We start from the raw sequence: 25,024 nt of genomic DNA, 5'->3' as shown, positions 1-25,024 counted from the left end.
CCCGTACCCCGTACCCGCGACCAAGGAGGATCCATGAGCACTCGTCCGGTCACCCTGTTCACCGGCCAGTGGGCCGACCTGCCGTTCGAGGAGGTGGCCCGGCTCGCCGCCGAGTGGGGCTACGACGGGCTGGAGGTCGCGGCATCGGGGGACCACCTCGACCTGCGCCGCGCCGACGAGGACGACGCCTACCTCGCCTCGCGCCGCGAGATCCTCGACCGACACGGCCTGCGGCTCTTCGCGATCTCGAACCACCTGGCGGGCCAGGCCGTGTGCGACGCCCCGATCGACTTCCGCCATCAGGGCATCCTGCGCCCGTACGTGTGGGGCGACGGCGAGGCCGAAGGGGTGCGGCAGCGAGCGGCCGAGGACATGACGCGCGCCGCCCGGGTCGCCCGCAAGCTCGGGGTCGACACGGTCGTGGGCTTCACCGGCTCGTCGATCTGGCCCTACGTGGCGATGTTCCCGCCCGTGCCCGTCGCCGTGATCGAGCAGGGGTTCCAGGACTTCGCCGACCGCTGGAACCCGATCCTCGACGTGTTCGACGGCGAGGGCGTGCGGTTCGCGCACGAGGTGCACCCGGGTGAGATCGCCTACGACTACTGGTCGAGCGTGCGTGCGCTCGACGCGATCGACCACCGCGAGGCGTTCGGGTTCAACTGGGACCCCTCGCACATGATGTGGCAGAACATCGACCCGGTCGGGTTCATCGTCGACTTCGCCGACCGCATCTACCACGTGGACTGCAAGGACACCCGGATGCGTCCGCACAACGGCCGGGCGGGCGTGCTCGGGTCGCACCTGCCGTGGGGCGACCCGCGGCGCGGCTGGGACTTCGTGTCGACCGGTCACGGTGACGTGCCGTGGGAGGACGCCTTCCGGGCGCTCGACGCGATCGGCTACGACGGCCCGATCTCGATCGAGTGGGAGGACGCCGGCATGGACCGGCTCCACGGTGCCCCCGAAGCGCTCGGCTTCGTGCGGTCGCTGCTGTGGCCGCCGCCCGAGGCCGCGTTCGACGCCGCCTTCAGCAACCAGTGAGGGCCGGACCTCGGCCTGGATGGATCAGGCCCCGCGCAGGCGGGTGGATCAGGCCCGGCGCAGGCGGGGGGATGAGGCCCCGCGCAGGCGGGTGGATCAGGGCTCGCGCAGGCGGGGGGATCAGGGCTCGCGCAGGCGGACGAGGCGCTCGTGCCCCGTCTCCTCGAGCTCGGCGATGTCGTCGCGCGACTTCAGGAAGTCGGAGAACGACCGGTAGCCGAGCGCCTTCTCGCTGAAGGACGGGTCCATGCGGCGCATGTGCGTCTTGACCGCTGAGCTGTGCAGCCACTCGTCGGCATCGGCCTTGTCGTGCCCGAGGCGCAGCGCCCGCTCCAGCAGACGCGTGGCCTCGCCCTGGTCGTCGATCTTCTCCTCGACCTTGGGCTCCTCGGTCTTCGCGGCCTTGGCCTTCGCGCGCGTCTTGGGTGCCGCCTTCGGCTTGGTCGCGGTGTCCGCCGGTGGGGCCGCGAGTTCCGCCGGGGCCTCCGCGGGCGTGCGGTTCACGCTCTTCGCCGGGCGGGCGACACCGGGCAGCGAGTCGTACGACTCGAACTCGTCGCACGCGGCGGCGAGCGACTTCGCGGTGGAGCCGGCCACGCCGACCCCGATCACGTAGCGGCCGAGGCGCTTGCAGCGCTGCGCGAGCGGCACGTAGTCGCTGTCGCCCGCCACGATCACCACGTGGGTGAGGTCGGGCAGGCGGAACATGTCCTCCACCGCGTCGACCGCGAGCCGGATGTCGGCGCCGTTCTTGGCGTACGCGGCGGCCGGGAACAGCTGCACCAGGTCGACCGCACGGGCCACGAGCTGCGAGCGGTACTCGGCGTTCACGGGCGACGACCAGTCGGCGTAGGCCCTGGTGAGCACGAGGGTGCCGAACGAGGCGGCGTAGTCGATGATGGCGCCGACCTCGATCATCGCCCTGTTCAACCGCTCGGCGACCTCGGGGTCGTTGGGGTTCTCGGTGATGCGCTGGCGGTCCTTGCCGTACGAGTTGCGGCCGTGGACGCGGTCGTACCAGGAGATGACGATGTTGTCGAAGTCGAGGTAGACCGCGACACGGGCGTCGGGGGTCTCAGCCACGGTGGTCCTCCTCGCCGGGGTAGCGGACGCCGATCTGGGCGCGGATCTCGTCGAGCGCCCCCATGATCGCGACGCTCTCGGCGATCGGGAGGATGTCGCCGGCGAGGTTCCCCTCGGCCACGAGACGCTCCGCCGCGATCGCCTCGAACTGCATCCCGCGCCCGGTGATGTCGGTCACGTACTCCTCCGCGACCGTGCCGTCGGGCAGCACCAGACGGAACGTGGTGGGCGCGTACCAGACGCGATCGATGTCGATGCGGGCGGCGGTGCCCACGATGCTCGCCGCGTTGGGGCCCGCGCCGCGCGAGGACGACAGGCTGGTCGACACTGCGCCGCCCTCGTGCGTCATGACCGTGGCGACCTCGGAGTCGGCGCCCGTCTCGACCAGGCGGCCCACCGCGCGGATGCTGGTGGGGGCACCCAGGATGTCCCAGATGAACGAGATCGGGTAGATGCCGAGGTCGAGCAGCGCGCCGCCGCCCAGCTCCAGCGCGTTCAGGCGGTGCGCCGGGTCGGTCGGCAGGAGCTGCGTGTGGTCGGCGCTCACGGTGCGGATCTCGCCCAGCGCCCCCTCGGCGATCAGCTCGCGGATGCGCACCATGTGCGGCAGATACCTGGTCCACATGGCCTCGGTGACCAGCAGGCCGCGCTCGGCGGCGAGCGCCTGCAGGTCGGCGGCCTCGGCCTGGTTCAGCGTGAACGCCTTCTCGACCAGCACGTGCTTGCCGTGCTCCAGGGCGAGCCGGGCGTTCTCGTGGTGCATCGGATGGGGTGTGGAGACGTAGATGATGTCGACGTCGGGATCTGCCACGAGCGCCTCGTACGAGGCGTGCGCGTGCGGGATGTCGAACCGCGCGGCGAACGCGTCGGCGGACTCCTGCGAGCGCGAGCCGACCGCGACCAGGTCGAGGCCCGCCGTGCGCAGATCGGAAGCGAAGGCGCCGGCGATGCCGCCGGTCGCGAGGATTCCCCAACGAAGACCAGTCATCCTCTCAGCGTAGAGGGTGGGGTGGACATGTCGCCGTGTGACGTCGCGTGACCCCCGGCTTCCGCGCCGTGGTCGCCGCCGTCCCGCGCTCCTAGCGTGACGGCATGACCGAACCCCTCGTGATCGGCGCCATGGTGCGCACGCTCGGTGCCTACCCGTCCGGCTGGCGTCACCCCGGAGCACACCGCGACCCCGCACGCGACGCCGATGTCCTGCGGCGCATCGCCGCGGCGGGCGAGGAGGCCGGGCTCGACTACCTGTTCTTCGGCGACTGGCTCGCGACGGGCCCCGACCTGGAGTTCCGCGACCCGTACCTGCTCGCGCGCATCGACCCGGTCAGCGCCGTGCTGTTCCTCGCCGGCCTCACCTCGCGCATCGGGCTCATCGCGACCGTCAACACGACCTACGCGGATCCGTACACGACCGCGCGGTCGCTGGCGTCGCTCGACGTGCTCTCGGGCGGACGCGCCGGGGTGAACCTGGTCACCGGGGCCGAGCCGCGCGCGGCGGGCAACCACGGACGCGAGGCGCACGCCGACAACGAGACCCGCTACGACCGGGCGGAGGAGTTCGTCACGGCGCTGCGCCGGCTCTGGGACTCGTGGGACGCCGACGCCTGGATCGCCGACGCCGAACGCGGGGTGCTGATCGACGCCGACCGGCTGCGCGCCGCGAACCTGGAGGGCGCGCACGTGCGCGTGACGGGACCGCTCAACGTCGCACGGCCGCCGCAGGGGCGCATCCCGGTGGTGCACGCCGGCACGTCGCCGCGGTCGCGTGCGCTCGCCGCGACCGCGGCCGACCTCGCCCTCATCGCCTCGCCGACCCTGGCCGACGCGGTCGCCACGCGGCGGGGGCTGCGGGAGGTCGCGGCGGAGGCCGGGCGCTCGCCGGAGGAACTGCGGGTGATCGCGCCCGTGCTGCCCGTGGTCGCCGAGACGCACGCCGAGGCGCAGCGCATCGTGGCGCGGTTGCTCGCGCTCGTGCCGCTCGCGGAGGGGCATCAGGTCGAGCGCCCCGGGTTCCCGGCGAACCGCACGGTCGCGGCGCTCGCGGACGCCTTCGACGTGCCGGGGGACGACCCCCTGCGCGTCGCGGCCTTCGACGCCCCCGTCGCTCCCGCCGAGGCGCTGCGCCTCGGCGGACGAGGGGCCGCCCTGATCGAGCGCGTGGCCCACCTCGCGGGTCTCGGCATCGGCGCCGACGCAGCCCTCACCTGGCGGCATCTGGTCGCCGCGCACGCCGTGCCCGCCGCGTTCGTGGTCGGTGACGCCGCCGCGGTCGCCGACCACTTCGAGACGTGGCGCGACGCGGGAGCGGCCGACGGGTTCAACGTGCTCTCGGCGTTCCAGCCCGCGCAGTTCGAGGCGTTCACGCACCTGGCGGCGCCCGAGCTGCGGCGACGCGGACTGCTGCGCGAGCACGGTGACGGCGCGATCACGCTGCGCGACCGCCTGCGTGTGACGTCGCGTGTCGATGCGTGACCGCGGGTGTCGCCGGGCGACCTTCCGCGTCCGCCGCCCGGCGCGCACCGCCCGCCGCTTCCTAGCGTGAACCCCACGCCGCACCCGTACCCACCTGCACCCACCCGCACCCCCGAGGAGTCCTCCGCATGAACCGCCGCCTGATCCGTACCGCCGCCGTCGCGCTGCCCCTCGTCCTGGCCGGGAGCCTCGCCGCGTGCGCGACCTCCGCCGCCCCCGCCGGCACACCGACCGACGCCGGGGCCCCTGTCGCGGGCGGCACGCTCACGTACCTGGAGCACCAGGCCTACACGAACCTGTACCCGCCGCAGGCCGGCTTCTACCCGAACGGCGGCATCGTCAACAACATCGCCGCCCGGCTCACGTGGCAGAACCCGGAGACGCTCGAGATCGAGCCGTGGGTCGCCGCGGATTGGACCGTGAACGACGACGCCACCGAGTACACGTTCGACCTGAACCCCGGCGTCACCTTCTCGGACGGCACGCCCCTCGACGCCGACGCCGTCGCGAAGAACTTCGACACCTACGGCCTGGGCGACGCCGACCGCGGGCTCACCGTGTCCGAGGCGATCAACAACTACGCCGGCAGCGAGGTGGTCGACCAGGACACCGTCACGTTCCGCTTCTCCGCCCCGTCGCCCGGGTTCCTGCAGGCCACGTCCACCATCAACTCCGGCCTGCTGTCACCCGACACGCTCGACGGCACGATCGAGGACTTCGGCGCGGGCAATGCGGCCGACATCGTCGGCTCCGGTCCGTTCACCGTCACCGACGAGAAGCTCGGCACGGAGTACACCCTCGCCGCGCGCGACGACTACGCCTGGGGTCCGGAGAGCGCCGACAACGACGGCCGCCCGTACCTCGACGCCGTGCACGTGCTGATCACCCCGGAGGACTCCGTGCGCATCGGCTCGCTGCTCGCGGGGCAGGCCGACTACGTGCGCTACGTGCAGGCGTTCGACGAGGACCGTGTGGAGGGCGCCGGCTTCACGCTCTACGCCCCGCAGACCCGCGGCGTGAACAACTCGATCGCCCTGCGGCCGGACAACCCGCTGCTCTCCGACATCCGCGTGCGCCAGGCGATCATCGCGGCCGTGAACGCGCAGGAGGTGGTCGACACGCTCTTCACCGAGAACTACCCGGTGGCGACGTCGGTGCTGTCCTCCCAGGCGGTCGGCTACAAGGACGAGTCGGAGCACTACACCTTCGACCCCGACCGGGCCGAGGAGCTGCTCGACGAGGCCGGCTGGACGCCCGCAGGCGACGGCATCAGGGAGAAGGACGGCGAGCGCCTCGCGATCACGGTCTACGAGGCGAAGCCGCAGCCGCTGTCGAAGCAGACGCTGGAGCTGATCGCTCAGCAGCTCGCGAAGGTCGGCGTCGAGCTGACCGTGAAGCCCGGCGATGCCGGCACCTATGCCGAGGACACGCGCGACCCGCTGAAGACCGGGTTCTATCACTCGATGGTCGGACGCGCCGACCTCGACGTGATCAAGAGCCAGTACTTCACGAAGAACCGCGACGTGCTGATCTCGCAGGACGCGACGCTCGACGAGCTGCTGCTCGCCGTGGCCTCCGAGCCCGACGCCGACGCGCGCATCGCCGCGTCGCAGGCCGTGCAGGACTACATCGCCGAGCAGGCCTACGTGATCCCGCTGTTCGAGGAGCCGCAGGTCTACGGTGCCGCGACGTACGTGCACGGCGTGGCGTTCGAGTCGGTCGGGCGCCCCACGTTCTCCGGCGTCTGGCTCGCGGAGCACTGAGGGCGACGGTGACGCGATGAGCTTCGTCCTCCGGCGAGCCGGGCAGGCCGCGATCGTGCTGGTCGCGGCCTTCACGGCCACCTTCTTCCTGCTGCAGCTCCTGCCGGGCGACGCGATCCTGATCAAGTTCTCCGACCCGAGCCTCGGGCTCTCGCCGGAGCAGCTCGACGGGATCCGCGCGACCTATGGCGCCGACCTGCCGTGGTGGGAGCAGTACGTGCACGCCGGGCTCGGCTTCCTCGCCGGCGACTTCGGCTACTCGACGCAGTTCGGCACCCCGGTGCGCACGATGCTGGCCGAGGCGCTGCCCGCGACCCTGCTGCTCGCGTCGCTCGGGCTCGCGGTGGCGCTCGTGCTGGCCGTGCTGATCGCCGGCCTGTCGTCGCTGGCGCCGTTCGCGTGGCTGCGCACGGGACTGCGCCAGGTGCCTGGCCTCTTCGTCGCGGTGCCGGTGTTCTGGCTCGGGATCCTGCTCATCCAGGTGTTCTCGTTCGGCCTCGGCTGGGTGCCGATCGTGGGAGCCGACCCGGTGAGCGGTCTCGTGCTGCCCGTGCTCACCCTGGCCGTGCCGATCTCCGCGCCCCTCGCCCAGGTGCTGGTGCGGGCGATCGACCAGGTGCAGGCGCAGCCGTTCGTGACCGTGCTGCGGGCGAAGGGCGCACCGCCGGCGTGGGTGCTCACGCGCTCGGTCGCGCGCAACGCGGCGGTGCCGACGCTCACGATCGCGGGCGTGCTGTTCGGTGAGCTCGTGGGCGGCGCCGTCGTGACGGAGACCGTGTTCGGCCGGACCGGGATCGGACGCCTCACGGAGCAGGCCGTCGCGAACCAGGACATCCCGGTGCTGCAGGGGGTGGTGCTGCTGTCGGCACTCGGCTTCGTGCTCATCAGCTTCGCGGTCGACCTCGCCACGCCGCTCATCGACCCGCGGCAGCGCACCTCCGCCCGCCGCGGTCGCCCCGAACCCCGCCGCACGCTGCAGGAGGCCACCGCATGACCGCGCCCGTGATCGCCGAGACCGCGGACGCCGTCTCCGCGATCCCCTCGGCCCCCGCCCCCGCCGCGACCCCGCGGCGCCGTCGCGGCCTGCGTCGCCGCCCGTGGGGGCTCTACCTGGCCGTCGCCGCGGTGGCGCTCGCGGTGCTCTGGGCGCTGATCCCCGGGGTGTTCGCGCCGGGCGACCCGCTCACGGGCGTGCCGGCCGACAAGCTGCTGCCGCCGAGCGCCGCGCACTGGTTCGGCACGGACACGCTCGGCCGCGACCTGTTCGGCCGGGTCGTGCACGGCGCGGTGCACTCGCTCTCCGGCGCGCTGATCGCGGTGACGGTCGGCCTCGCCCTGGGCACGGTGCTCGGTGCGATCGCCGGATCGGTCGGCGGGATCGTGGACGACGTGCTGATGCGCATCGTCGACGTGCTCCTGGCGATCCCCGGCCTGCTGCTGTCGCTGTCGGTCATCATCCTGCTCGGGTTCGGCACCGTCAACGCGGCCATCGCGGTGGGACTCGGCAGCGTCGCGGCGTTCGCGCGCCTGATGCGCGCCGAGGTCGCGCGGGTGCGGCGCGCCGAGTACGTCGAGGCGGCGTTCGGCAGTGGCGGGACGTTCGTCGCCGTGCTGCGCCGCCACGTGCTGCCCAACTCGCTCACCCCGATCGTCGCGCTCGCCGCGCTCCAGTTCGGCACCGCGATCCTCGCCATCTCCACGCTCGGGTTCCTCGGCTACGGCGCTCCGCCGCCCACGCCCGAGTGGGGCCTGCTGATCGCCGAGGGGCGCAACTACATCGCGACGGCCTGGTGGCTCACCGCCCTCCCCGGCCTCGTCGTGGTCGCGGTGGTGCTCAGCGCCAACCGCATCAGCCACCGCCTCGGAAGGGGAGTGCGATGAGCGCGATCTCCGCGTCCACGACCACGATCAGCCACCGCCTCGGAAGGGGAGTGCGATGAGCGCGATCTCTGCGTCCACGACCACGATCAGCCACCGCCTCGGAAGGGGAGCGCGATGAGCGCGTTCTCTGCGTCCACGACCACGATCAGCCATCGCCTGGGAAGGGGAGTGCGATGAGCGCGAGCCCCGTCCTCACCGCCACCGACCTCACGGTGTCGTACGGCGACCGGGAGGTCGTGCACGGCATCTCGTTCGACATCGCCGAGGGTGAGACGCTCGCGCTCGTCGGCGAGTCCGGGTCGGGCAAGTCCACCACGGCGCACGCGCTGCTGGGGCTGCTGCCGGAGGGGGGTCGCGTCGACGCGGGGCGTGTGCTCCTCGGCGAGCTCGACATCTCCGGCTGGAGCGACCGCGCCCTGCGCAGCATCCGCGGCCCCGAGATCGGGCTCGTGCCGCAGGACCCCGCCACCTCGCTCGACCCCGTGCGCCCGGTCGGGGTGCAGGTGGAGGAGATCCTGCGCCTGCACGGGCACCGCGACCGGAGGTCGCGCCGGGCCAGGGCGATCGAGCTGCTCGACCGCGTGGGCATCGACGACCCGGGGCTGCGCGCGCGGCAGTATCCGCACGAGCTGTCCGGCGGCATGCGGCAGCGCGTGCTGATCGCAACCGCGGTGGCGCTGCGCCCGCGGCTGCTGATCGCGGACGAGCCCACCAGCGCGCTCGACGCCACGGTGCAGCGCACGGTGCTCGACCTTCTCGACGAGCTCCAGCGTGAGGAGGGGACGAGCATCCTGCTGGTGACGCACGACCTGGGGGTCGCGGCCGACCGTGCCGCGCGGCTCGTGGTGCTCAAGGACGGCCGCATCGTCGAGCAGGGGGCGAGCGACGCGGTGCTCGCGGTGCCGCGGGAGCCGTACACGCGGCAGCTGCTCGCCGACGCGCCCGCCTTCGCGACCGGGTTCCGCCGGCCGGACGCACCGCCGTTCCTGCGGGATGCGGCCGCGGTCGCCGCCGAGAACCCCTACGCGATCGTCGCCGAGGGGCTCGTGAAGGAGTTCCGCGTGGCGGGTCGCGAGCGGTTCCGCGCGGTGGACGACGTGTCGTTCCGCGTGCGCCGCGGCACCACGCACGCGCTCGTGGGGGAGTCGGGCTCGGGCAAGACCACCACGGCACGACTCGTCACCCGGTTCCACCGCCCTGATGCCGGATCGATCGAGGTCGCCGGGGCCGACGTGACGGCCGCGACGGGGGCGCCGCTACGCGCGATGCGCCGGCGCATCCAGCTCGTGTACCAGAACCCGTTCGCGTCGCTCGATCCGCGGCAGCACGTCGTCGACATCGTCGCGGAGCCCCTGCAGAACTTCCGCGTCGGAGGCAGGGCCGAACGGCGGGAGCGCGCACTCGCCCTGCTCGACCGGGTGGCGCTGCCGGCCGACGTCGCCCGCCGCACCCCGCGGGAGCTGTCGGGCGGGCAGCGGCAGCGCGTCGCGATCGCCCGTGCCCTCGCGATCGACCCGGAGATCGTGGTGCTCGACGAGGCGGTGTCCGCGCTCGACGTGACGGTGCAGGCCCGCATCCTCGAGCTGCTCACCTCGCTGCAGGCCGAGCTCGGGCTCACCTACCTCTTCATCTCGCACGACCTCGCGGTGGTGCGGCGCATCAGTCACACGGTGTCGGTCATGCGCCGCGGTCGTGTGGTGGAGGAGGGCCGGACCGAGGAGCTGTTCCACGACCCGCAGCACGAGTACACCAGGGAGCTGCTCGCCGCCGTGCCCGGCGTCGGCGACGCTCCCCAGAGCCGAGAGGTCCTCGCATGACCGCACCAGCCGCCGCACCCACCGTGGCGTTCTTCACCCGTCTGCTCGACGATGCGTCGCCCGCCGATCGCTACGCGCTGGCCACGGCGCAGCTCCAGCACGCGGAGCGGCACGGCATCGGTCGTGCATGGGTCGCGCAGCATCACTTCCGCGCCGCGGAGGGCGGGATGCCGTCGCCGCTCGTGTTCCTGGCGCACGCGGCCGCGCATACGAACCGCCTCCGGCTCGGCACCGGGGTGATCACGCTGCCCCTGGAAGACCCGGTGCGCGTGGCGGAGGATGCGGTGGTCGCCGACCTGCTCTCCGGCGGGCGTCTCGATCTCGGGCTCGGCAGCGGGGGCACGCCCTCGTCGTTCGTACCGTTCGGGGAGGACGTGCGCGACAAGGCCGCCACGTACGACCGCAAGCTGCGCGTGCTGCTCGACGCGCTTGCGGGTGAGGACGTCGGCGGCGACAACACCCTGTACCCCGACCCGGGCGACCTCGCCTCACGCGTCTGGCAGGCGACGTTCTCGGCCGCGGGCGGGAGCCGCGCGGGTGTGCACGGCCACGGGCTGCTGCTCTCGCGCACGCAGCCGCGCACGGCCGAGCGCCTCCGCGCGCCGCTGTCGGAGCTGCAGGACCCCATCATCGACGCCTACCTCGATGCGCTGCCGGCCGGCGTCACGCCGCGCATCACGGCCTCGCGCACCGTGTTCGTGGCGGATGACAGGGCCGAGGCGCTGCGGTTCGCGGAGGTCGGGCTGCGGCGCGCCGCGGAGGGCTTCCGCCGCCAGGGGCAGACGATCCCGGGCGACGACCTCGACGACCTGATCGCCGCGCTCGACACCCACCTGGGCACGCCGGAGGAGGTGGCCGCCTCGCTCGCGGACGACGCGACGCTGTCCCGCGCGACCGAGGTCGCGTTCCAGGTGCACTCGGTCGACGCCCCCCACGAGCACGTGCTGCGCTCGATCGAGCTGTTCGCCGCCGAGGTCGCCCCGGCACTCGGCTATGCCCTCACCCCGTCCCCCGCGGACACGACCCTCAAGGAGAACGCATGACCGACGACATCGTCGACCGCATCGCGGAGGTGACGCCGGGGCTCGACGCGCTGCGGCGGCGCCGTCCGATCACGCGCGAGCAGCTGCAGGCGAGCTTCGACGCGCTGTTCCGCCCCGTCTCGGTGCAGCACGCGTCGCAGGCCGAGCGCGAGCTGATCGCGGCCTTCGCGACCGGGCTCGCCGGCGCCGACGACCCGACCGCGCTGTTCTACGCCGACCGGGCGGAGGCCGCCGATCCCGAGCGCGCCGCGGTGGTCAGGGCCGAGCTGGCCGGGGCCGCCGCCACCGGTCCGTTCGGCGCGTACACCGAGGCCGGGCTCCAGGGGGAGAGCACCGACGGGCTGAGGTATGCGCCGGACGCCACCGCCACGGACGCTCTGGGCGGGCGACTGGCCGCCGCGCTCGCCCACGCGCACCTGCTGGTGCTGCGGCCGCGCGAGGCCTCGGCCGCCGACCTGGGCCGCCTGCTCGACGCGGGGTGGACGCCCGACGGCATCGTCACGGTGTCGCAGCTCGTGTCGTTCCTGGCGTTCCAGCAGCGCGTCGTGACCGGGCTCCGCGTGCTCGCCGCCGCCGGACTCGCGACCGCCACCACCGCCACCACCGACCCCACCGCCGCGTCCACCGAGGAGGAGGCCGCATGACCACCACCGACGCCACCGCTACCACCGAGCCCGACACCACCGACCCCGCCATCACCGACCCCGACACCACCGATCCCGACACCACCACCGAGCCCGCCACCGCCGACACCGTGCTCCGGCACGACGACGCCCCGCACCCGCACGGGTTCACGCGCGCCGAGGTCGGGTGGACGCCGCACGTGCCCCCGCTCGCGGAGGACGAGTTGACCGAGCGGCACTATGACGGCCTGGTCGACGCCGCTCGCGCCAAGAACGACTACTTCCGTCTGCTCGCGCGCGACCCCGAGGTGCTCCGGGCGCGCACCCTGGTCGACAAGGACATCTTCTACAACGTCGCCGACGGACTGCCCAGGGCCGATCGTGAGCTGGCGGCCACCGCGGCCTCGCGGCGCAACGGCTGCGTGTTCTGCGCCTCGGTGCACTCGCGCTTCGCGGCCCATCACAGCAAGCGGCCAGACGACGTGGACCGGCTGCTCGACGAGGGCGTGTCCGCCCACCTCGGCGAGCGGTGGAACGCGATCGTCGCGGCCTCCGTCGCGCTGACCGAGACGTCCAGCGCGTTCGGGGCCGACCACATCGCGCTCCTGCGATCCGCGGGGCTCGACGACGGCGAGATCGCCGACGTGGTGCACGGCGCCGCGTTCTTCAACTGGGCGAACCGGCTGATGCTGTCGCTCGGTCGACCCGTGGCTCCGGCCTGAGCCGGGCGGCCCCGGCTCTGGCACCAGGGTGATGGCTACGGCACCAGGGTGTTGGCTACGGCACCAGGATGATGGCTACGGCACCAGGATGATCTTGCCCGAGGCGGCGCCGGATTCCATGAGCTCATGGGCCCGCGCCGCCTCGGCGAGCGGGAGCTCCGGGCCGAGCTCGATCGTGAAGTCGCCCGCCGCCAGCAGCTCCACGGTCTTCTCCAGGGCCTCGGCGCGCCAGGCGAGCTCCTGCTCCGTGAGCGGGACGGGGGAGCCGCCCGAGAACGCGCGGATGCCGAAGTCGGCCGCGTCGGGGCCTCGCACGATCGTGGCGATGCGGTCGCGATCGGGCACCAGGGCGAGCGAGGTCTCGATGGCCTCGTCCGTGCCCGCGCAGTCGAGCGCCACCGTGACGGGCGACGGAGCGGCCGCGCGCACGCGGTCGAGCAGGCCGTCTCCGTATGCGACGGGGAGGGCACCGAGCTCGCGCAGCTGCTCGTGCCGGGCGGGGCTCGCGGTGGCGATCACGGTCGCGCCGCCGGCCACCGCGAACTGCACCGCCGCCTGACCCACCGAGCCGGAGCCGCCGTGCACCAGGAGCACGTCGCCCGCGGTCACGCCGAGCGAGCGCAGCGCCTGATAAGCGGTGCCGGCGGGGATGCCGATCGCGGCGCCCTCGGCAGCGGTCACCGCGTCGGGGAGCTTCACCAGCTTGTCGGCCTCGACCGCGAGCGCCGAGGCGTACGTGCCGACCGTGTCACGGATCGCGACGCGGTCGCCCACCTCCAGCCCGTCGACGCCCTCGCCGAGCACCTCCACCACGCCCGCGCCGTCGAAGCCGACGCCCCGCGGTTCGGTGATCGGCGGTGACGGACGCTTGCCGCTGCGCAGCTTCGCGTCGATAGGGTTCGCGCCGGCGGCCTCGATGCGCACCACGGCCTCGCCGCGCACGGCGACGGGATCGGGCACCTCCATCAGGTGCAGGACATCGGGGGAGCCGAACTCGGTGTAGACGATCGCGCTGGCCATGTCCCCAGGCTACCCGGGGAGGACACCGTCGGCGCCCGGTCAGGATCAGCGCCCGGACCGGATCAGCGCCGGGGCAGGATCAGCGCCGGGACAGGATCAGCGCCCGGACAACGCCTTCATGATCCGCTGCGGCGAGACCGGCTGCGCGGTGCCGAGGCGCTGCGCGAACACGCTCACGCGGTACTCCTCCAGCAGCCACCGCACCTCCACCAGCGTCGGCGGCGCGTCGGGCGGCAGCGGGATCGTGCCGCCCGCCTCGGTGAACGCGGTCGCCATGCGCTCGAACTCGGTCAGCCGCGCCCGGTCCTTGCCCGGCTCGTTCGCCAGCGTCTTCAGGCGGTCGAGCATGCCGTCGAGGTAGCGGGGGTAGTGCGCGAGCCGGTCGATGCCCGCCGCCGACACGAACCCGGGGTGCAGCAGACCGCTCAGCTGCGTGCGGATGTCGTTCAGCGGTCCGAGCAGCGCCAGGGAGTTCTGCGCCTTGATGCCCCGCTCGACCTCGCGCGCCTTGACCAGGATCCGCGCCACCAGGGACACGGCGGCGAACAGCTCGTCCACGAGCACCGCCGACACCGCCTCCCGGACGCGGGCGAACGCGGCCTCCGTGCGCACGATCCCGCGACCGGCGCCGTCCGGCCCGCCCGTCGACGCGTCGATCACGCGGCGGGCGACCGCGGCCCTGGCGTCTTCGATCAGCGCGGCGGCGGAGGGATACGGCGACGCCGCGAGCGCCAGCTTCTCCTGGCTCGTCAGATGCTCCTGCACGTACGACGACGGTGAGGGCACCGTGAGCAGCACCAGCCGGAGCACGCCGTCCCTGGTCGCGGTCGCGGCGGCTTCCGCGGTCGCCTCCACGCGTACGGAGACGCTCTTGCCCGCGTCGACGATCGCCGGGTAGCCGCGCACGACGCCGCCGGCGACCCGGGTGTCGAGCACCTCGGGCAGGTCGCCGAAGGTCCACGCGGTCAGCCCGGTCTGCTCCACCGGGGCGGCCGCGACGCGCTCGGCGCCCGCCGCCGCGGTCGGGCTCGCGCGTCGTGACGGCGCCGCGATGGAGCGGGCGACGCTGCTGCGGGCGCGGTCCGACAGCTCGGTCTGCAGTGCCCGGAGGTCGCGCCCCGAGCCGACCACGCGGCCGCGTTCGTCCACGGCGCGGAAGTTCATGCGCAGGTGCGCGGGCACGCGGTCGTCCTCGAAGTCCGCGGCCGACACGAGCTGGTTCGCGAGAGGCTGGATGAGGCGGGCCAGTGCCTCCTTGAGCGTGCGCGGGGGAAGGCCCTCGTGCGACTCCGGGCCCTGGTCGGCCAGCTCGGCGCCGAACTTCTCCGCCCAGTCGGCGGCGGGCACCACGTGGCGGCGGATGGCCTTGGGCAGCGCGCGCAGCAGTCCCGTGACGAGCTCGGCGCGCAGGCCCGGCACCTGCCAGTCGAAGCCGCGGTCCTCGATCTGCGCGAGCAGCGGCAGGGGCAGCACCACGCTCACGCCGTCGTCGGGGGCTCCGGGCTCGAAGCGGTAGGCGAGCCCCAGCACCTGGTCGCCCTGCGTCCACCGCGTGGGGAACTCGCGCTGGTCGGCGCGGTCGGCCTCGTCGACCAGGTCGCTCTCGCGCATCACGAGCAGCTTCGGCGCGGTCGTGAGCGCCTCGCGCCGCCACTTCTCGAACGAGCGCACATCGAACACGTCGGCGGGGATGCGCTCGTCGTAGAAGCGGAACACGGCCTCGTCGCCGGCGAGGATGTCGCGGCGGCGCTCCCGCTCCTCCAGCTTCTCCAGGCGGCGGCGCAGCTCGGCGTTGCTGCGCCAGAACGCGCTCACCCGCTTGTCGATGCGCGACGGATCCCACTCGCCCTCCACGAGCGCGTGCCGCACGAACAGCTCGCGCGACGCGGCCCGGTCGATGCGGGCGAACTGCACGCGGCGGCGGGGGATGATCTCCACCCCGAACAGCGTCACCTTCTCGAAGGCGACGGCGGCGCCGGCATCCTTCGACCAGTGCGGCTCCGTGACCTGACGCTTCGCGAGGTCACCGGCCAGCGGCTCGGCCCACGCGGGGTCGATCTGGGCGACCGTGCGGGCGAAGGTGCGGGAGGTCTCCACGATCTCCGCCGCCATCACCGCCCGCGGGCTCTTCTTGCGCAGCGCCGAGCCCGGGAAGATCGAGAACCGGATGCCGCGGGCCCCGCGGTACTCGGTCACCCGGCGCTTCGGGTCCTTCGCGGGGGAGTGGCTCTTGCCGGCCGGGGCCGTGCGCTCGTCGAGGATGCCGATCTGCGACAGCAGACCAGACAGCAGGGCGCGGTGGATCGCGTCGGGGTCGGCCGCGCCACCCGCCTCCGCGCCGCGCTCCGGGTTCTTGCCGAGCGTGCGCAGCTGGCGGTGCACGTCGAACCATTCGCGCACGCGCACGTAGTTGAGGTGCTCGGCGCGGCACAGCCGGCGGAACGCGCTCGACCCCAGCTCGCGCTGCTGCTCGCGCAGGTGGTTCCACAGGTTCAGCAGGGTCAGGAAGTCGCTCGTGGGGTCGGCGAAGCGCGCGTGCAGGCGGTCGGCCTCCTCGCGGCGCTCCTCCGGACGCTCCCGCACATCCTGGATCGTGAGTCCGGCGACGATCGCGAGCACGTCGCGCAGGACGGCGCCGCTGCGGTCGCGTCCCGCCTCGAGGAGCATGCGCGCGAACCGCGGATCGATTGGCATGCGGGCGATGTCGCGGCCCACGCGCGTGAGATGCGTCGAGCCGTCCCGCCGCGACGGCTCGACCGCGCCCAGCTCGGTGAGCAGGTCGAACGCGGCCTTCACGCCGCGGGAGTCGGGCGGGGTGAGGAACGGGAACGCCTCGATGTCGCCGAACCCCAGCGACAGCATCTGCAGGATGACCGAGGCGAGCGAGGTGCGCAGGATCTCCGGCTCGGTGTACTCCGGGCGCCGGTCGTAGTCCTCCTCCGAATAGAGGCGGATCGCGATGCCCTCGCTCGTGCGGCCGGCGCGCCCCGAGCGCTGGTTCGCTGAGGCCTGGGAGATCGCTTCGATCGGCAGGCGCTGCACCTTGGAGCGGTTGCTGTACCGGGAGATGCGGGCGGTGCCGGTGTCGATCACGTACTTGATGCCCGGCACGGTGAGGCTGGTCTCGGCGACGTTCGTGGCGAGCACGACCCGCCGTCGCACACCCGCCACGCGACTCCGCTCGAACACCCGGTGCTGTTCAGCCGCCGAGAGCCGTCCGAACAGCGGCAGCACCTCGGTGGGGGAGCGGTCCTTCCCGTAGGCGCCGCGCACCGCATCGGCCGCATCACGGATCTCGGCCTCGCCGGGCAGGAACACCAGCACGTCGCCGGGGGCTTCACGGTCCAGCTCGCGCAGGGCCGCGACGATCGCGGACACCTCGTCCTCCGGGTCGCCGGATGCCGATGCCTCCTCATCCGCGTCGTCCACGAGGGGCCGGTAGCGGATCTCCACCGGGTACGTGCGGCCGGAGACCTCGATGATCGGGGCAGGGGTGCCGTCGGCGGCGGCGAAGTGCCGCGCGAAGCTCTCCGGGTCGATGGTCGCCGAGGTGATGATCACCTTGAGGTCGGGGCGCTCCGGGAGGATGCGGGCGAGGTAGCCGAGCAGGAAGTCGACGTTGAGGGAGCGCTCGTGCGCCTCGTCGATGATGATCGTGTCGTAGCGCGTGAGCAGCCGGTCGCGGTGGATCTCGTTGAGCAGGATCCCGTCGGTCATCAGCGCGATGCGCGTGGCATCGGAGACCTTGTCGGTGAAGCGCACCTTGTAGCCCACGAGCGTGCCGAGCTCGACGTGCAGCTCCTCCGCGACGCGCTCCGCGATCGTGCGGGCGGCCAGGCGACGCGGCTGCGTGTGGGCGATGCGCTCGCGCCCGAGTTCGAGCGCGATCTTGGGCAGCTGGGTGGTCTTGCCCGAACCGGTCGCGCCCGCGACGATCACGACCTGGTGGTCGCGCACGGCGTCGGCGATCTCCTCCCGCGCGGCGCTGACGGGCAGCTCCGGGGGATAGGAGATCACGGGGGAGGACATAGCCCTCCATCGTATGCCGGGATGCGCGCCCTACGATCAACTCGTGACCTCCCCCCTCGCGCCCACCCGCTGGTTCCGGGACTTCGGCCGGCCACCGCGCATCCTCGGCCTCGACGTGGCCAGGGCCCTCGCGATCCTGGGTATGGCCGCCGCCCACGTCGGCGAGCTCCGGCCGTTCGCGTGGGGCGACCCGTCCACCTGGACCGACCTGGTGAACGGCCGCTCCTCGATCCTGTTCGCACTGCTCGCCGGGGTGTCGATCGCGCTGATGACGGGGCGCAGCACGCTGCCCGCTCCCGAGCGCATGCCGACGCTGCGCCTGAACCTGGTGGGCCGGGGCGCGGCGATCTTCCTGATCGGTCTCGCGCTCGAGATGCTGAACACGCCCATCGCGGTGATCCTCACGCTCTACGGGCTGCTCTACGTCGCGGTGATCCCGTTCCTGCGGTGGCGGGCGTGGCAGCTGCTCCTCGCGGCCGGGGTGCTCGCGCTCGTGGCCCCCGCCGCGCTCGCGCTGCTGAGCGCGCTTGCGCTGGAGCCCTACGGCGCAGGGCTCGGCTTCGCGCTCTACGGCGTGTACCCGCTGACGGCGTGGCTCGCGTTCGTGCTGGGCGGTCTCGCCCTCGGCCGGCTGCACGTGGAGCGACTCCGCACGGCGGTCGTCGCGCTCGCTGTCGGCGTGCTGCTCGCGGTCATCGGATACGGGCTCGGCGCGGTCGGCCAGGCGGCCGGAGTCGGGGGCGAGGACGGTGGCATCGGCTCCGGCGACGGCGGCTTCGGATTCGGCTCCGGGTGGGACGCGTACCCCGCGGCGCTCGCGGGGCTGGACCCGCTGCGGTCGGTGCTGTCGGCGTTCTTCGGCGTGGAACCGCACTCCGGGGGCACGGCCGAGATCCTCGGCTCCGGGGGCTTCGCGCTCGCGGTGGTCGCGCTGTGCCTGCTGCTGAGCCGGCCGCTGCGGTGGGTGTTCCTGCCGCTCGCGGCGCTCGGCTCCATGCCGCTCACGGCATACACGGTGCACGTGGTGTCGATCGTAGTGCTGGTCGGCCCCGGCGGCTTCGTGCAGAGCACGGTCTTCTGGCTCCTCACGGCGGTCGCACTCGTGGTGGCCGCGACGCTGTGGTCGATCCTCTTCGGCCGCGGACCCCTCGAGCGCCTCGTGGGTCGGGCGGCGCAGGCCATGGCCTCGGTACCGGTCGACCGACGCGGTGCCTCCGCCGACACGGAAAGAAACGATCCCGCCACACCTGTCATCACAGGTCATAGGCTGGACCCATGACCACCATTCCCTCTCTCGAACTCAACGACGGCAACTCCATCCCGCAGCTGGGCTACGGCGTCTTCAAGGTGCCGCCGGCCGAGACCGAGCGCGCGGTGAGCGAAGCGCTGGAGATCGGCTACCGCCACATCGACACCGCCGCGATCTACGGCAACGAGGAGGGCGTGGGCGCCGCGATCGCCGCCTCCGGCATCCCGCGCGACGAGCTGTTCATCACCACCAAGCTCTGGAACGACCGCCACCACGACGACGAGCCGCGTGCGGCGATCGGCGAGAGCCTCGAGAAGCTCGGGCTCGACCGGGTCGACCTGTACCTCGTGCACTGGCCCACCCCGGCGAAGGACGACTACGTGCACGCGTTCGCCAAGCTCATCGAGCTGCGCGAGGCCGGACTGACCCGCAGCATCGGCGTCTCGAACTTCCTCGTGCCGCACCTGGAGCGCACCGTGAAGGAGACCGGCGTCGTCCCGGCCGTGAACCAGATCGAACTGCACCCGGCGTACCAGCGTCGCGAGGAGGTCGCGTGGGCCGACGCGAACGACGTGCGCATCGAGGCGTGGGGTCCGCTCGGTCAGGGCAAGTACGACCTGTTCGGCATCCCGGCGGTCGCCGACGCGGCCGCGGCCCACGGCGTCACCCCGGCGCAGGCGGTGCTGCGCTGGCACCTGCAGAAGGGGATCATCGTCTTCCCGAAGTCGGTGCGCCCCGAGCGTCTGCGCGAGAACCTCGACGTGTTCGGCTTCGAGCTGACCGACGCGGAGATCGCCGCGATCGACGCCCTCGACCCGCTCGACGGTTCGGGTCGTGTCGGCTCGCACCCCGACGAGGTCAACTGACGGGAACCCCCGCCCCCCCGGAGTCGGCCCGATCGACCGGTCACGCAACGGACCGGTCGCGCCGACAGACCACCACCCCCCCGCACCCGGATGCCCCGTGTCGCCGCTCGCGACGCGGGGCGTTCGCGGGGGAGCCGCGATCCCGTGCTCACCGCCGCAGCCCGCCGTGCCGCCGCGCGGCGTAGCGTGGACGGCATGACCAACCGGCTCGCGGACACCCTCAGCCCCTACCTCCGGTCGCACGCCGAGAATCCGGTCGACTGGTACCCGTGGGGCGAGGAGGCGTTCGCGGAGGCGCGACGGCGGGACGTGCCGCTGCTGATCTCGATCGGCTACTCCACGTGCCACTGGTGTCACGTGATGGCGCGCGAGTCGTTCTCCGATCCCGTCACGGCCGCGCTGATCGACGAGGGCTTCGTGGCGATCAAGGTCGACCGCGAGGAGCACCCGCACGTCGATGCGGCGTACATGGCCGCGGCGTCGGCGTTCACGCAGAACCTCGGCTGGCCGCTCACGGTGTTCACGACGCCGGGTGGCCGCGCGTTCTTCGCCGGCACCTACTGGCCGCCCGAGCCCCGGCCGCCGATGCCCGCGTTCCGCGAGGTGCTCGCGGCCGTGCGGGAGGCGTGGACGGTTCGGCGCGCGCAGGCGGAGGAGTCGGCGGACGCGGTGACCGAGGCCCTCGCCAGGGCGGCCGAGTCCGCGCCGTCCGACCTGCCCGACGCGGCGGCGATCGTCACCGCCGCCGAGGGGATCGCGGCCAGGGAGGACCGGCTGTTCGGAGGCTTCGGCGGGGCGCCGAAGTTCCCGGTGGCGACCACGCTGCGGCTGCTGCAGCATCCGCTGGTGCGGGCGGGTTCTCCCGACGCCGGGGCAGCGGCCACGCGGGCGCTCGCGGCCATGTCCGGCTCCGACCTGCGCGACGAGGACGGCGGCTTCTTCCGCTACGCCACGCAGCGGGACTGGACGGTGCCGCACTACGAGCGCATGCTCACCGACAACGCGCAGCTGCTGGAGGTCGCGCTGGACGAGGGGGATACGGGCACCGCCCGCGGCATCGCCGGCTTCCTCCTGGGCGTGCTGCGACGCGACGGCGGCGGCTTCGGCGCCGCGCAGGACTCGGAGTCGTGGATCGACGGGGTGCGCAGCGAGGGCGGGTACTACCAGCGCCCGGTATCCGCGCGCGGCGAGCTGGAGCCTCCCGCGGTGGACGGCAAGGTCATCACGGGCTGGAACGGCCTCGCGGTCGGGGCGCTGGCCAGGGCGGGGACGACTCTCGGCGAGCCCGACTGGGTCGAGGTGGCGGCCGCGGCGGCCGATCATGTGCTGCGCGTCAACCGCGGCGACGACGGCGCGCTCGCCCGGGCGTCGCTCGACGACCGTGCCTCGGCAGCCCCGGCGACCGCGGCCGACCTCGCGCTGTTCGCGGAGGGGCTGCTGGGCCTCGCCGCCGCGACCGGGGAGGCCGAGTGGGCGGTCACGGCGCTGCGGCTGCTCGACCCGGCCCTCGACGGTGCCGCCGGCGCCGACCCGCTGCTTGCGGCGCAGGGCATCGCGACCTCGCCCGACCACACCGACGGCGACCTCCCCTCCGACGCGGCGGCGGTGGCGGGCGCTGCGCTGGCGGCGTGGCGGCTCGGTGCGGGGGACCGGTACCGCGAGGAGGCGGTCGCCCGGGTGCGGATGCTGGCGGCGCGTGCGCTCGGTCAGCCGTTCGCGCACGGGAGCCTGCTCCGGGTGGCCGCGGGGCTGGTCGCACCGCCCCGTCAGCTCGTGGTCGTGACCGACGACCGCGACGGGGCGCTCGCCCGCGCCGCGCGGGACGCCGACGCCGACGTGCTCGCGGTGGTGTCGCCCGCCCAGGCCGCCGCGTTCGCCGCGGCGGGCTTCGAGCTGTTCGAGGGCAAGGCCGCGACGCCCGAGCGCCTGTACGACTGCCGGGCGTTCGTGTGCCGGCTTCCCACCGCCGACCCCGCCGAGGTCACGAGGGAACGCTGACGCTCATCCCTGGTTGCGCGGATGCCGCCGCGCCACGCGCTCGTTGCCCCGCCGGTAGTCGCCGGTGAGGCGGGCCATCAGCAGTTGCGGGTCGCCGCTCTCGACCTCCGTGAGGAAGTCCCGTGCCCGCGGGCCGCGGAGGACCGTCGCGCGGACGCCGCGATGACGGATCTCGACCTCGTCGCCGTGCACCGTGTACTCGAATCCGGAGGGGTGTCCCATGCGGCGAGCGTACCGCGCGGCGCCCTCCACCCGCTCCCGGAGTCGACTGGGCAATCTGCCCAGGGTGGACGGCACGCCGGGCGTTCGATTGCGCGCGATGCCCACCATTCGCTGCACCGATTGCCCAGGGGGCGACGTGCGTTCTAGGGTGGCGCGACACCACCCGGATCACAGCAAGGATGCTCTGACGATGCCCCTCTCCGCCCGTCCCGGCCTCGACGCCGTCCCCGCCTACCGTCAGGGCCGCTCGGCCCCCGCCGGTGCCTCGAAGCTCTCGTCCAACGAGTCCCCGCATCCGCCCCTGCCCTCCGTCGTGCAGGTCGTCCAGGAGCGCGTCGCTGGCATCCACCGCTATCCCGACATGAGTGCCGCGGCCGTGCGGCAGGCGCTCGCCGCGCGCCACGGCGTCGACGTCGACGAGGTCACGGTGGGAGCCGGATCGGTGGAGATCGCGGCCCAGCTGATCCACGCGGTCGCCGGCGCGGGTGACGAGGTCGTGTTCGCGTGGCGGTCATTCGAGGCGTACCCCTCGCTCGTGCGCATCGCGGGGGCCACGCCCGTGCCCGTTCCGCTCGACGCGCAGCACGGCCACGACCTCGACGCGATGCTCGCCGCGATCACCCCGCGCACCCGACTGGTGTTCGTGTGCAACCCGAACAACCCCACTGGCACGGTCGTCGACGCGGACGCGCTCGAGCGCTTCGTGGCCGCCGTGCCGCGCGACGTGCTCGTGGTGATCGACGAGGCGTACGTGCACTTCGATCGCACGGCGAGCCGCGGCGCCGGCATCGAGCTGTTCCGCCGCCACCCGCACGTCGCGGTGCTCCACACGTTCTCCAAGGCCTATGGTCTCGCCGGCCTGCGCATCGGCTATGCGATCGCCCCGCGCGAGATCGCCGAGGCGCAGCGCAAGGTGGCCGTGCCGTTCGGTGTGACCGACCTGGCGCAGGCCGCCGCCCTCGCGTCGCTCGCGGCGGAGGAGGAGCTGGCCATCCGCATCGACGAGGTGGTCGCGCAGCGCGAGCGCCTGTACGCCGTGCTCACCGCCGCGGGCTGGCCCGCCGTCCCGTCACAGGCCAACTTCGTCTGGGTCCCGTCGGGGGAGCGCACCGCCGAGCTCGACGCCCTCCTGCACGCCGGGGGTGTCGTCGCCCGCGCCTTCCCCGGCGAGGGCATCCGGATCTCGTCCGGCTCCGCCGCCGACATCGACAGGGTCGAGGCCGCCCTCGCCGCCGCGGTCTCCGGCGGCGACGCCGCGCACGATTCCGACCGCGATTCCGACCTGATGGGGGTGTCCGCGTGAGCGTCGAGGTCCCGGTCACGACCACCACCACGAAGGGCCTGCATCCCGGGCTCACCCGGCGCCAGATCTCCATGATGGGGCTCGGCGGCGCGATCGGCGCCGGGCTGTTCGTCGGCTCCGGCCAGGCGATCGGGATCGCCGGTCCCGCGGTCCTCATCTCGTATCTGGTCGCCGGCGGCATCGTCGTGCTGGTCATGGCGATGCTGGCCGAGATGGTCGCGGCACGCCCCAGCTCCGGCGCGTTCAGCTCCTACGCCCAGAAGGCGATGGGGCGCAGCGCCGGCAGCGCGGTCGGCTGGCTCTACTGGATCCAGCTGATCGTGGTGATCGCGGCCGAGGCGACCGGGGCGGCGGGCATCGTGGCCGGCTGGATCCCCGGCGTGCCCGCGTGGGTGTGGGTGCTGGTGTTCGTGGTCGCCCTCACCGCGGTGAACCTGTTCGGGGTGCGCAACTACGGCACCTTCGAGTTCTGGTTCGCGGCGATCAAGGTCGCCGCGATCATCGCGTTCCTCGTGGTCGGCGTGTGCGCGATCGTCGGCCTCATCCCCGGTGTTCCGGCCACGGGTGTGTCGAACCTCGTGGACGAGGGCGGCTTCGCGCCCAACGGCATCACCGGCATCGCGGCGGCGCTCCTGATCGTGGTGTTCGCGTTCGGCGGCACCGAGGTCGTGGCGATCGCGGCGGCCGAGTCCGACGACCCGGCGCGCAACATCCGCCGCATCGTGCGCGAGGTGCTGGTGCGCATCCTCATCTTCTACGTCGGCTCGATCTTCGTGATCGTCGCGGTGCTGCCGTGGGACGACCCCGCGGTGGAGGCCGGTCCGTTCTCGGCGGTGCTCGACACGCTCCATGTGCCGGGTGTCGGTCTGGTGATGGACCTCATCGTCGTGGTCGCGCTGCTGTCGGCCATGAACGCCAACATCTACGGCGCCTCCCGCATGGCGTATTCGCTGGGGGAGCGCGGACTGGCGCCGCTGGCGGTCACCCGCACGAGCCTCACGGGCGTGCCGTACCTGGCGGTGCTGGCGTCGGTCGCGTTCGGGTTCGTCACGGTCGGGCTGAACTGGGCGTTCCCCGATGTGGTGCTCCCCGCCCTGTTGAACGTGGTGGGCTCGACGCTGCTGGTGATCTGGACGGCGACCGCGGTCTCGCAGATCGTGCTGCGGCGCCGGGCGGACCGCGCCGGCGAGGCGATGCCGATGCGGATGTGGGGCTTCCCGTGGATCTCGTGGCTGTGCTTGGCCCTGCTCGCCGGGGTGATCGCCCTCGCGATGATCGACCCCGCGGCGCGCACGCAGCTGCTGTTGACCCTCGGGCTGACGGTCGTGCTGCTGGTGGTGGCGCGGCTCACCCGTGGTGTGTCCCGTCCCGGCGTGGTGCGGGAGTAGCGGCGTGCGCATCGACCGGCTGGACGCCGCGCTGATCCGGTTGCTCACCGAGTCGCCGCAGCTGCCCATCCTGGAGTGTGCGCGGCGGCTGGGCATCGCACGCGGCACCGCCACCAGCCGGCTCGCGCGACTGCACGAGGGCGGGGTGATCGAGGCGATCGTGCCGCGCGTCGACCCGGCCGGCTTCGGCTATGGCATGGTCGCGTTCTGCCTGGTCGAGATCGATCAGAAGGTGGGGCACGACGAGGTGGCCGCCGCGCTCGCGGACGCGGTGCCGGAGATCGTGGACATGCACACCGTGACGGGGGCGAGCGACATGCAGCTGCGCCTGGTCGCGCGCGATGCCACGCAGCTGCAGGAGGTGCTCGACCGGGTCGCCGTCGTGCCCGGGGTGGCGCGCACGGCGTCGTCCATCGCGATGCGCACGCACCTGTCGGGGCGCGTGCTGCCGCTGGTCGAGCACGTGGCCACCGACGACGCCGGCTGAGCACCGGCCTCGCCGTC

The 25,024-nt window shown here is 73.2% G+C and carries 20 protein-coding genes; 15 read left to right on the top strand and 5 right to left on the bottom strand.

Translation table 11 applies throughout. The features are described from left to right. Positions 1-33: 33 nt before the first annotated feature. Positions 34-1,041, top strand: a complete 1,008-nt coding sequence (locus tag ACWGQ1_RS09935) for a TIM barrel protein (protein WP_452312882.1) — start codon at positions 34-36, stop codon at positions 1,039-1,041. A 120-nt stretch (positions 1,042-1,161) separates the two neighbouring features. On the opposite strand, the gene ACWGQ1_RS09930 is transcribed toward ACWGQ1_RS09935, so the two are convergent. Together ACWGQ1_RS09930 and ACWGQ1_RS09925 are read right to left on the bottom strand one after the other, a co-directional pair. Beyond that, a complete protein-coding gene (locus tag ACWGQ1_RS09930) occupies positions 1,162-2,124 on the bottom strand; it encodes an NYN domain-containing protein (protein ID WP_136031082.1) in 963 nt (320 codons plus the stop codon). Next, entirely contained in the window at positions 2,117-3,112 is a 996-nt protein-coding gene (locus ACWGQ1_RS09925) for a Gfo/Idh/MocA family protein (protein ID WP_206253051.1), read from the bottom strand. The genes ACWGQ1_RS09930 and ACWGQ1_RS09925 overlap by 8 nt, the downstream gene beginning before the upstream one ends. Before the next feature lie 104 nt (positions 3,113-3,216). On the opposite strand from ACWGQ1_RS09925, the gene ACWGQ1_RS09920 reads away from it, so the two are divergent. From ACWGQ1_RS09920 to ACWGQ1_RS09885, 8 genes are all read left to right on the top strand, one after another. Continuing rightward, complete coding sequence (locus ACWGQ1_RS09920) at positions 3,217-4,596, top strand: NtaA/DmoA family FMN-dependent monooxygenase (RefSeq protein WP_452312881.1); 1,380 nt, start codon at positions 3,217-3,219, stop codon at positions 4,594-4,596. Positions 4,597-4,724: 128 nt separating this feature from the next. Continuing rightward, positions 4,725-6,359 carry a TIGR04028 family ABC transporter substrate-binding protein gene (locus tag ACWGQ1_RS09915; protein ID WP_136035449.1) on the top strand — a complete coding sequence of 545 codons (1,635 nt, stop codon included), beginning with the start codon at positions 4,725-4,727 and terminating at the stop codon, positions 6,357-6,359. A gap of 16 nt (positions 6,360-6,375) precedes the next feature. Next, on the top strand, positions 6,376-7,353 hold the full coding sequence (locus tag ACWGQ1_RS09910; protein ID WP_452312880.1) for an ABC transporter permease subunit: 978 nt from the start codon (positions 6,376-6,378) through the stop codon (positions 7,351-7,353). Further along, complete coding sequence (locus tag ACWGQ1_RS09905; RefSeq protein WP_452312879.1) at positions 7,350-8,240, top strand: ABC transporter permease subunit; 891 nt, start codon at positions 7,350-7,352, stop codon at positions 8,238-8,240. The genes ACWGQ1_RS09910 and ACWGQ1_RS09905 overlap by 4 nt, the downstream gene beginning before the upstream one ends. Positions 8,241-8,413: 173 nt before the next feature. Then, the gene (locus tag ACWGQ1_RS09900) at positions 8,414-10,057 is read left to right on the top strand and encodes a dipeptide ABC transporter ATP-binding protein (protein WP_247981980.1); all 1,644 of its coding nucleotides are present in this window, start codon (positions 8,414-8,416) and stop codon (positions 10,055-10,057) included. After that, positions 10,054-11,100 (top strand): putative FMN-dependent luciferase-like monooxygenase, encoded by a 1,047-nt coding sequence (locus ACWGQ1_RS09895; protein WP_136044170.1) that lies wholly within the window; start codon positions 10,054-10,056, stop codon positions 11,098-11,100. Before ACWGQ1_RS09900 ends, ACWGQ1_RS09895 begins: the two co-directional genes overlap by 4 nt. After that, positions 11,097-11,744, top strand: coding sequence for a CMD domain protein (locus ACWGQ1_RS09890; RefSeq protein WP_247981978.1), 648 nt, complete (start codon positions 11,097-11,099; stop codon positions 11,742-11,744). Before ACWGQ1_RS09895 ends, ACWGQ1_RS09890 begins: the two co-directional genes overlap by 4 nt. Continuing rightward, a complete protein-coding gene (locus ACWGQ1_RS09885) occupies positions 11,741-12,445 on the top strand; it encodes an alkylhydroperoxidase domain protein (RefSeq protein ID WP_452312878.1) in 705 nt (234 codons plus the stop codon). Before ACWGQ1_RS09890 ends, ACWGQ1_RS09885 begins: the two co-directional genes overlap by 4 nt. 75 nt (positions 12,446-12,520) lie before the next feature. On the opposite strand, the gene ACWGQ1_RS09880 is transcribed toward ACWGQ1_RS09885, so the two are convergent. Next, positions 12,521-13,465, bottom strand: a complete 945-nt coding sequence (locus ACWGQ1_RS09880) for a zinc-binding dehydrogenase (protein WP_452312877.1) — start codon at positions 13,463-13,465, stop codon at positions 12,521-12,523. A gap of 96 nt (positions 13,466-13,561) precedes the next feature. Continuing rightward, positions 13,562-17,494 carry an ATP-dependent RNA helicase HrpA gene (gene hrpA / locus ACWGQ1_RS09875; protein WP_452312876.1) on the bottom strand — a complete coding sequence of 1,311 codons (3,933 nt, stop codon included), beginning with the start codon at positions 17,492-17,494 and terminating at the stop codon, positions 13,562-13,564. A gap of 43 nt (positions 17,495-17,537) precedes the next feature. On the opposite strand from hrpA, the gene ACWGQ1_RS09870 reads away from it, so the two are divergent. From ACWGQ1_RS09870 to ACWGQ1_RS09860, 3 genes are all read left to right on the top strand, one after another. Continuing rightward, positions 17,538-18,773 carry a heparan-alpha-glucosaminide N-acetyltransferase domain-containing protein gene (locus ACWGQ1_RS09870; RefSeq protein WP_452312875.1) on the top strand — a complete coding sequence of 412 codons (1,236 nt, stop codon included), beginning with the start codon at positions 17,538-17,540 and terminating at the stop codon, positions 18,771-18,773. Next, positions 18,770-19,609 (top strand): aldo/keto reductase, encoded by an 840-nt coding sequence (locus tag ACWGQ1_RS09865; protein ID WP_136037144.1) that lies wholly within the window; start codon positions 18,770-18,772, stop codon positions 19,607-19,609. Before ACWGQ1_RS09870 ends, ACWGQ1_RS09865 begins: the two co-directional genes overlap by 4 nt. 195 nt (positions 19,610-19,804) lie before the next feature. After that, on the top strand, positions 19,805-21,607 hold the full coding sequence (locus tag ACWGQ1_RS09860) for a DUF255 domain-containing protein (RefSeq protein ID WP_452312874.1): 1,803 nt from the start codon (positions 19,805-19,807) through the stop codon (positions 21,605-21,607). A 3-nt stretch (positions 21,608-21,610) separates the two neighbouring features. Here the strand turns inward: ACWGQ1_RS09860 and ACWGQ1_RS09855 are convergent, their stop codons facing one another. Then, complete coding sequence (locus tag ACWGQ1_RS09855; RefSeq protein WP_136045281.1) at positions 21,611-21,829, bottom strand: hypothetical protein; 219 nt, start codon at positions 21,827-21,829, stop codon at positions 21,611-21,613. A gap of 190 nt (positions 21,830-22,019) precedes the next feature. Between ACWGQ1_RS09855 and hisC the strand changes: the two genes are divergently transcribed. Genes hisC through ACWGQ1_RS09840 form a run of 3 tightly spaced genes read left to right on the top strand, consistent with a single transcriptional unit; the run spans position 22,020 to position 25,007 of the window. After that, entirely contained in the window at positions 22,020-23,132 is a 1,113-nt protein-coding gene (gene hisC / locus ACWGQ1_RS09850) for a histidinol-phosphate transaminase (RefSeq protein ID WP_452312873.1), read from the top strand. Next, on the top strand, positions 23,129-24,520 hold the full coding sequence (locus ACWGQ1_RS09845; protein WP_136035929.1) for an amino acid permease: 1,392 nt from the start codon (positions 23,129-23,131) through the stop codon (positions 24,518-24,520). Before hisC ends, ACWGQ1_RS09845 begins: the two co-directional genes overlap by 4 nt. Before the next feature lie 4 nt (positions 24,521-24,524). Next, positions 24,525-25,007, top strand: coding sequence for an Lrp/AsnC family transcriptional regulator (locus ACWGQ1_RS09840; protein WP_136028578.1), 483 nt, complete (start codon positions 24,525-24,527; stop codon positions 25,005-25,007). The last annotated feature ends 17 nt before the right edge of the window (positions 25,008-25,024 follow it).

Source organism: Microbacterium sp. NPDC055599 (assembly GCF_053618975.1).
Note: the sequence above shows the minus strand (reverse complement) of the source record. Positions and strands in the feature narration are given on the sequence as shown.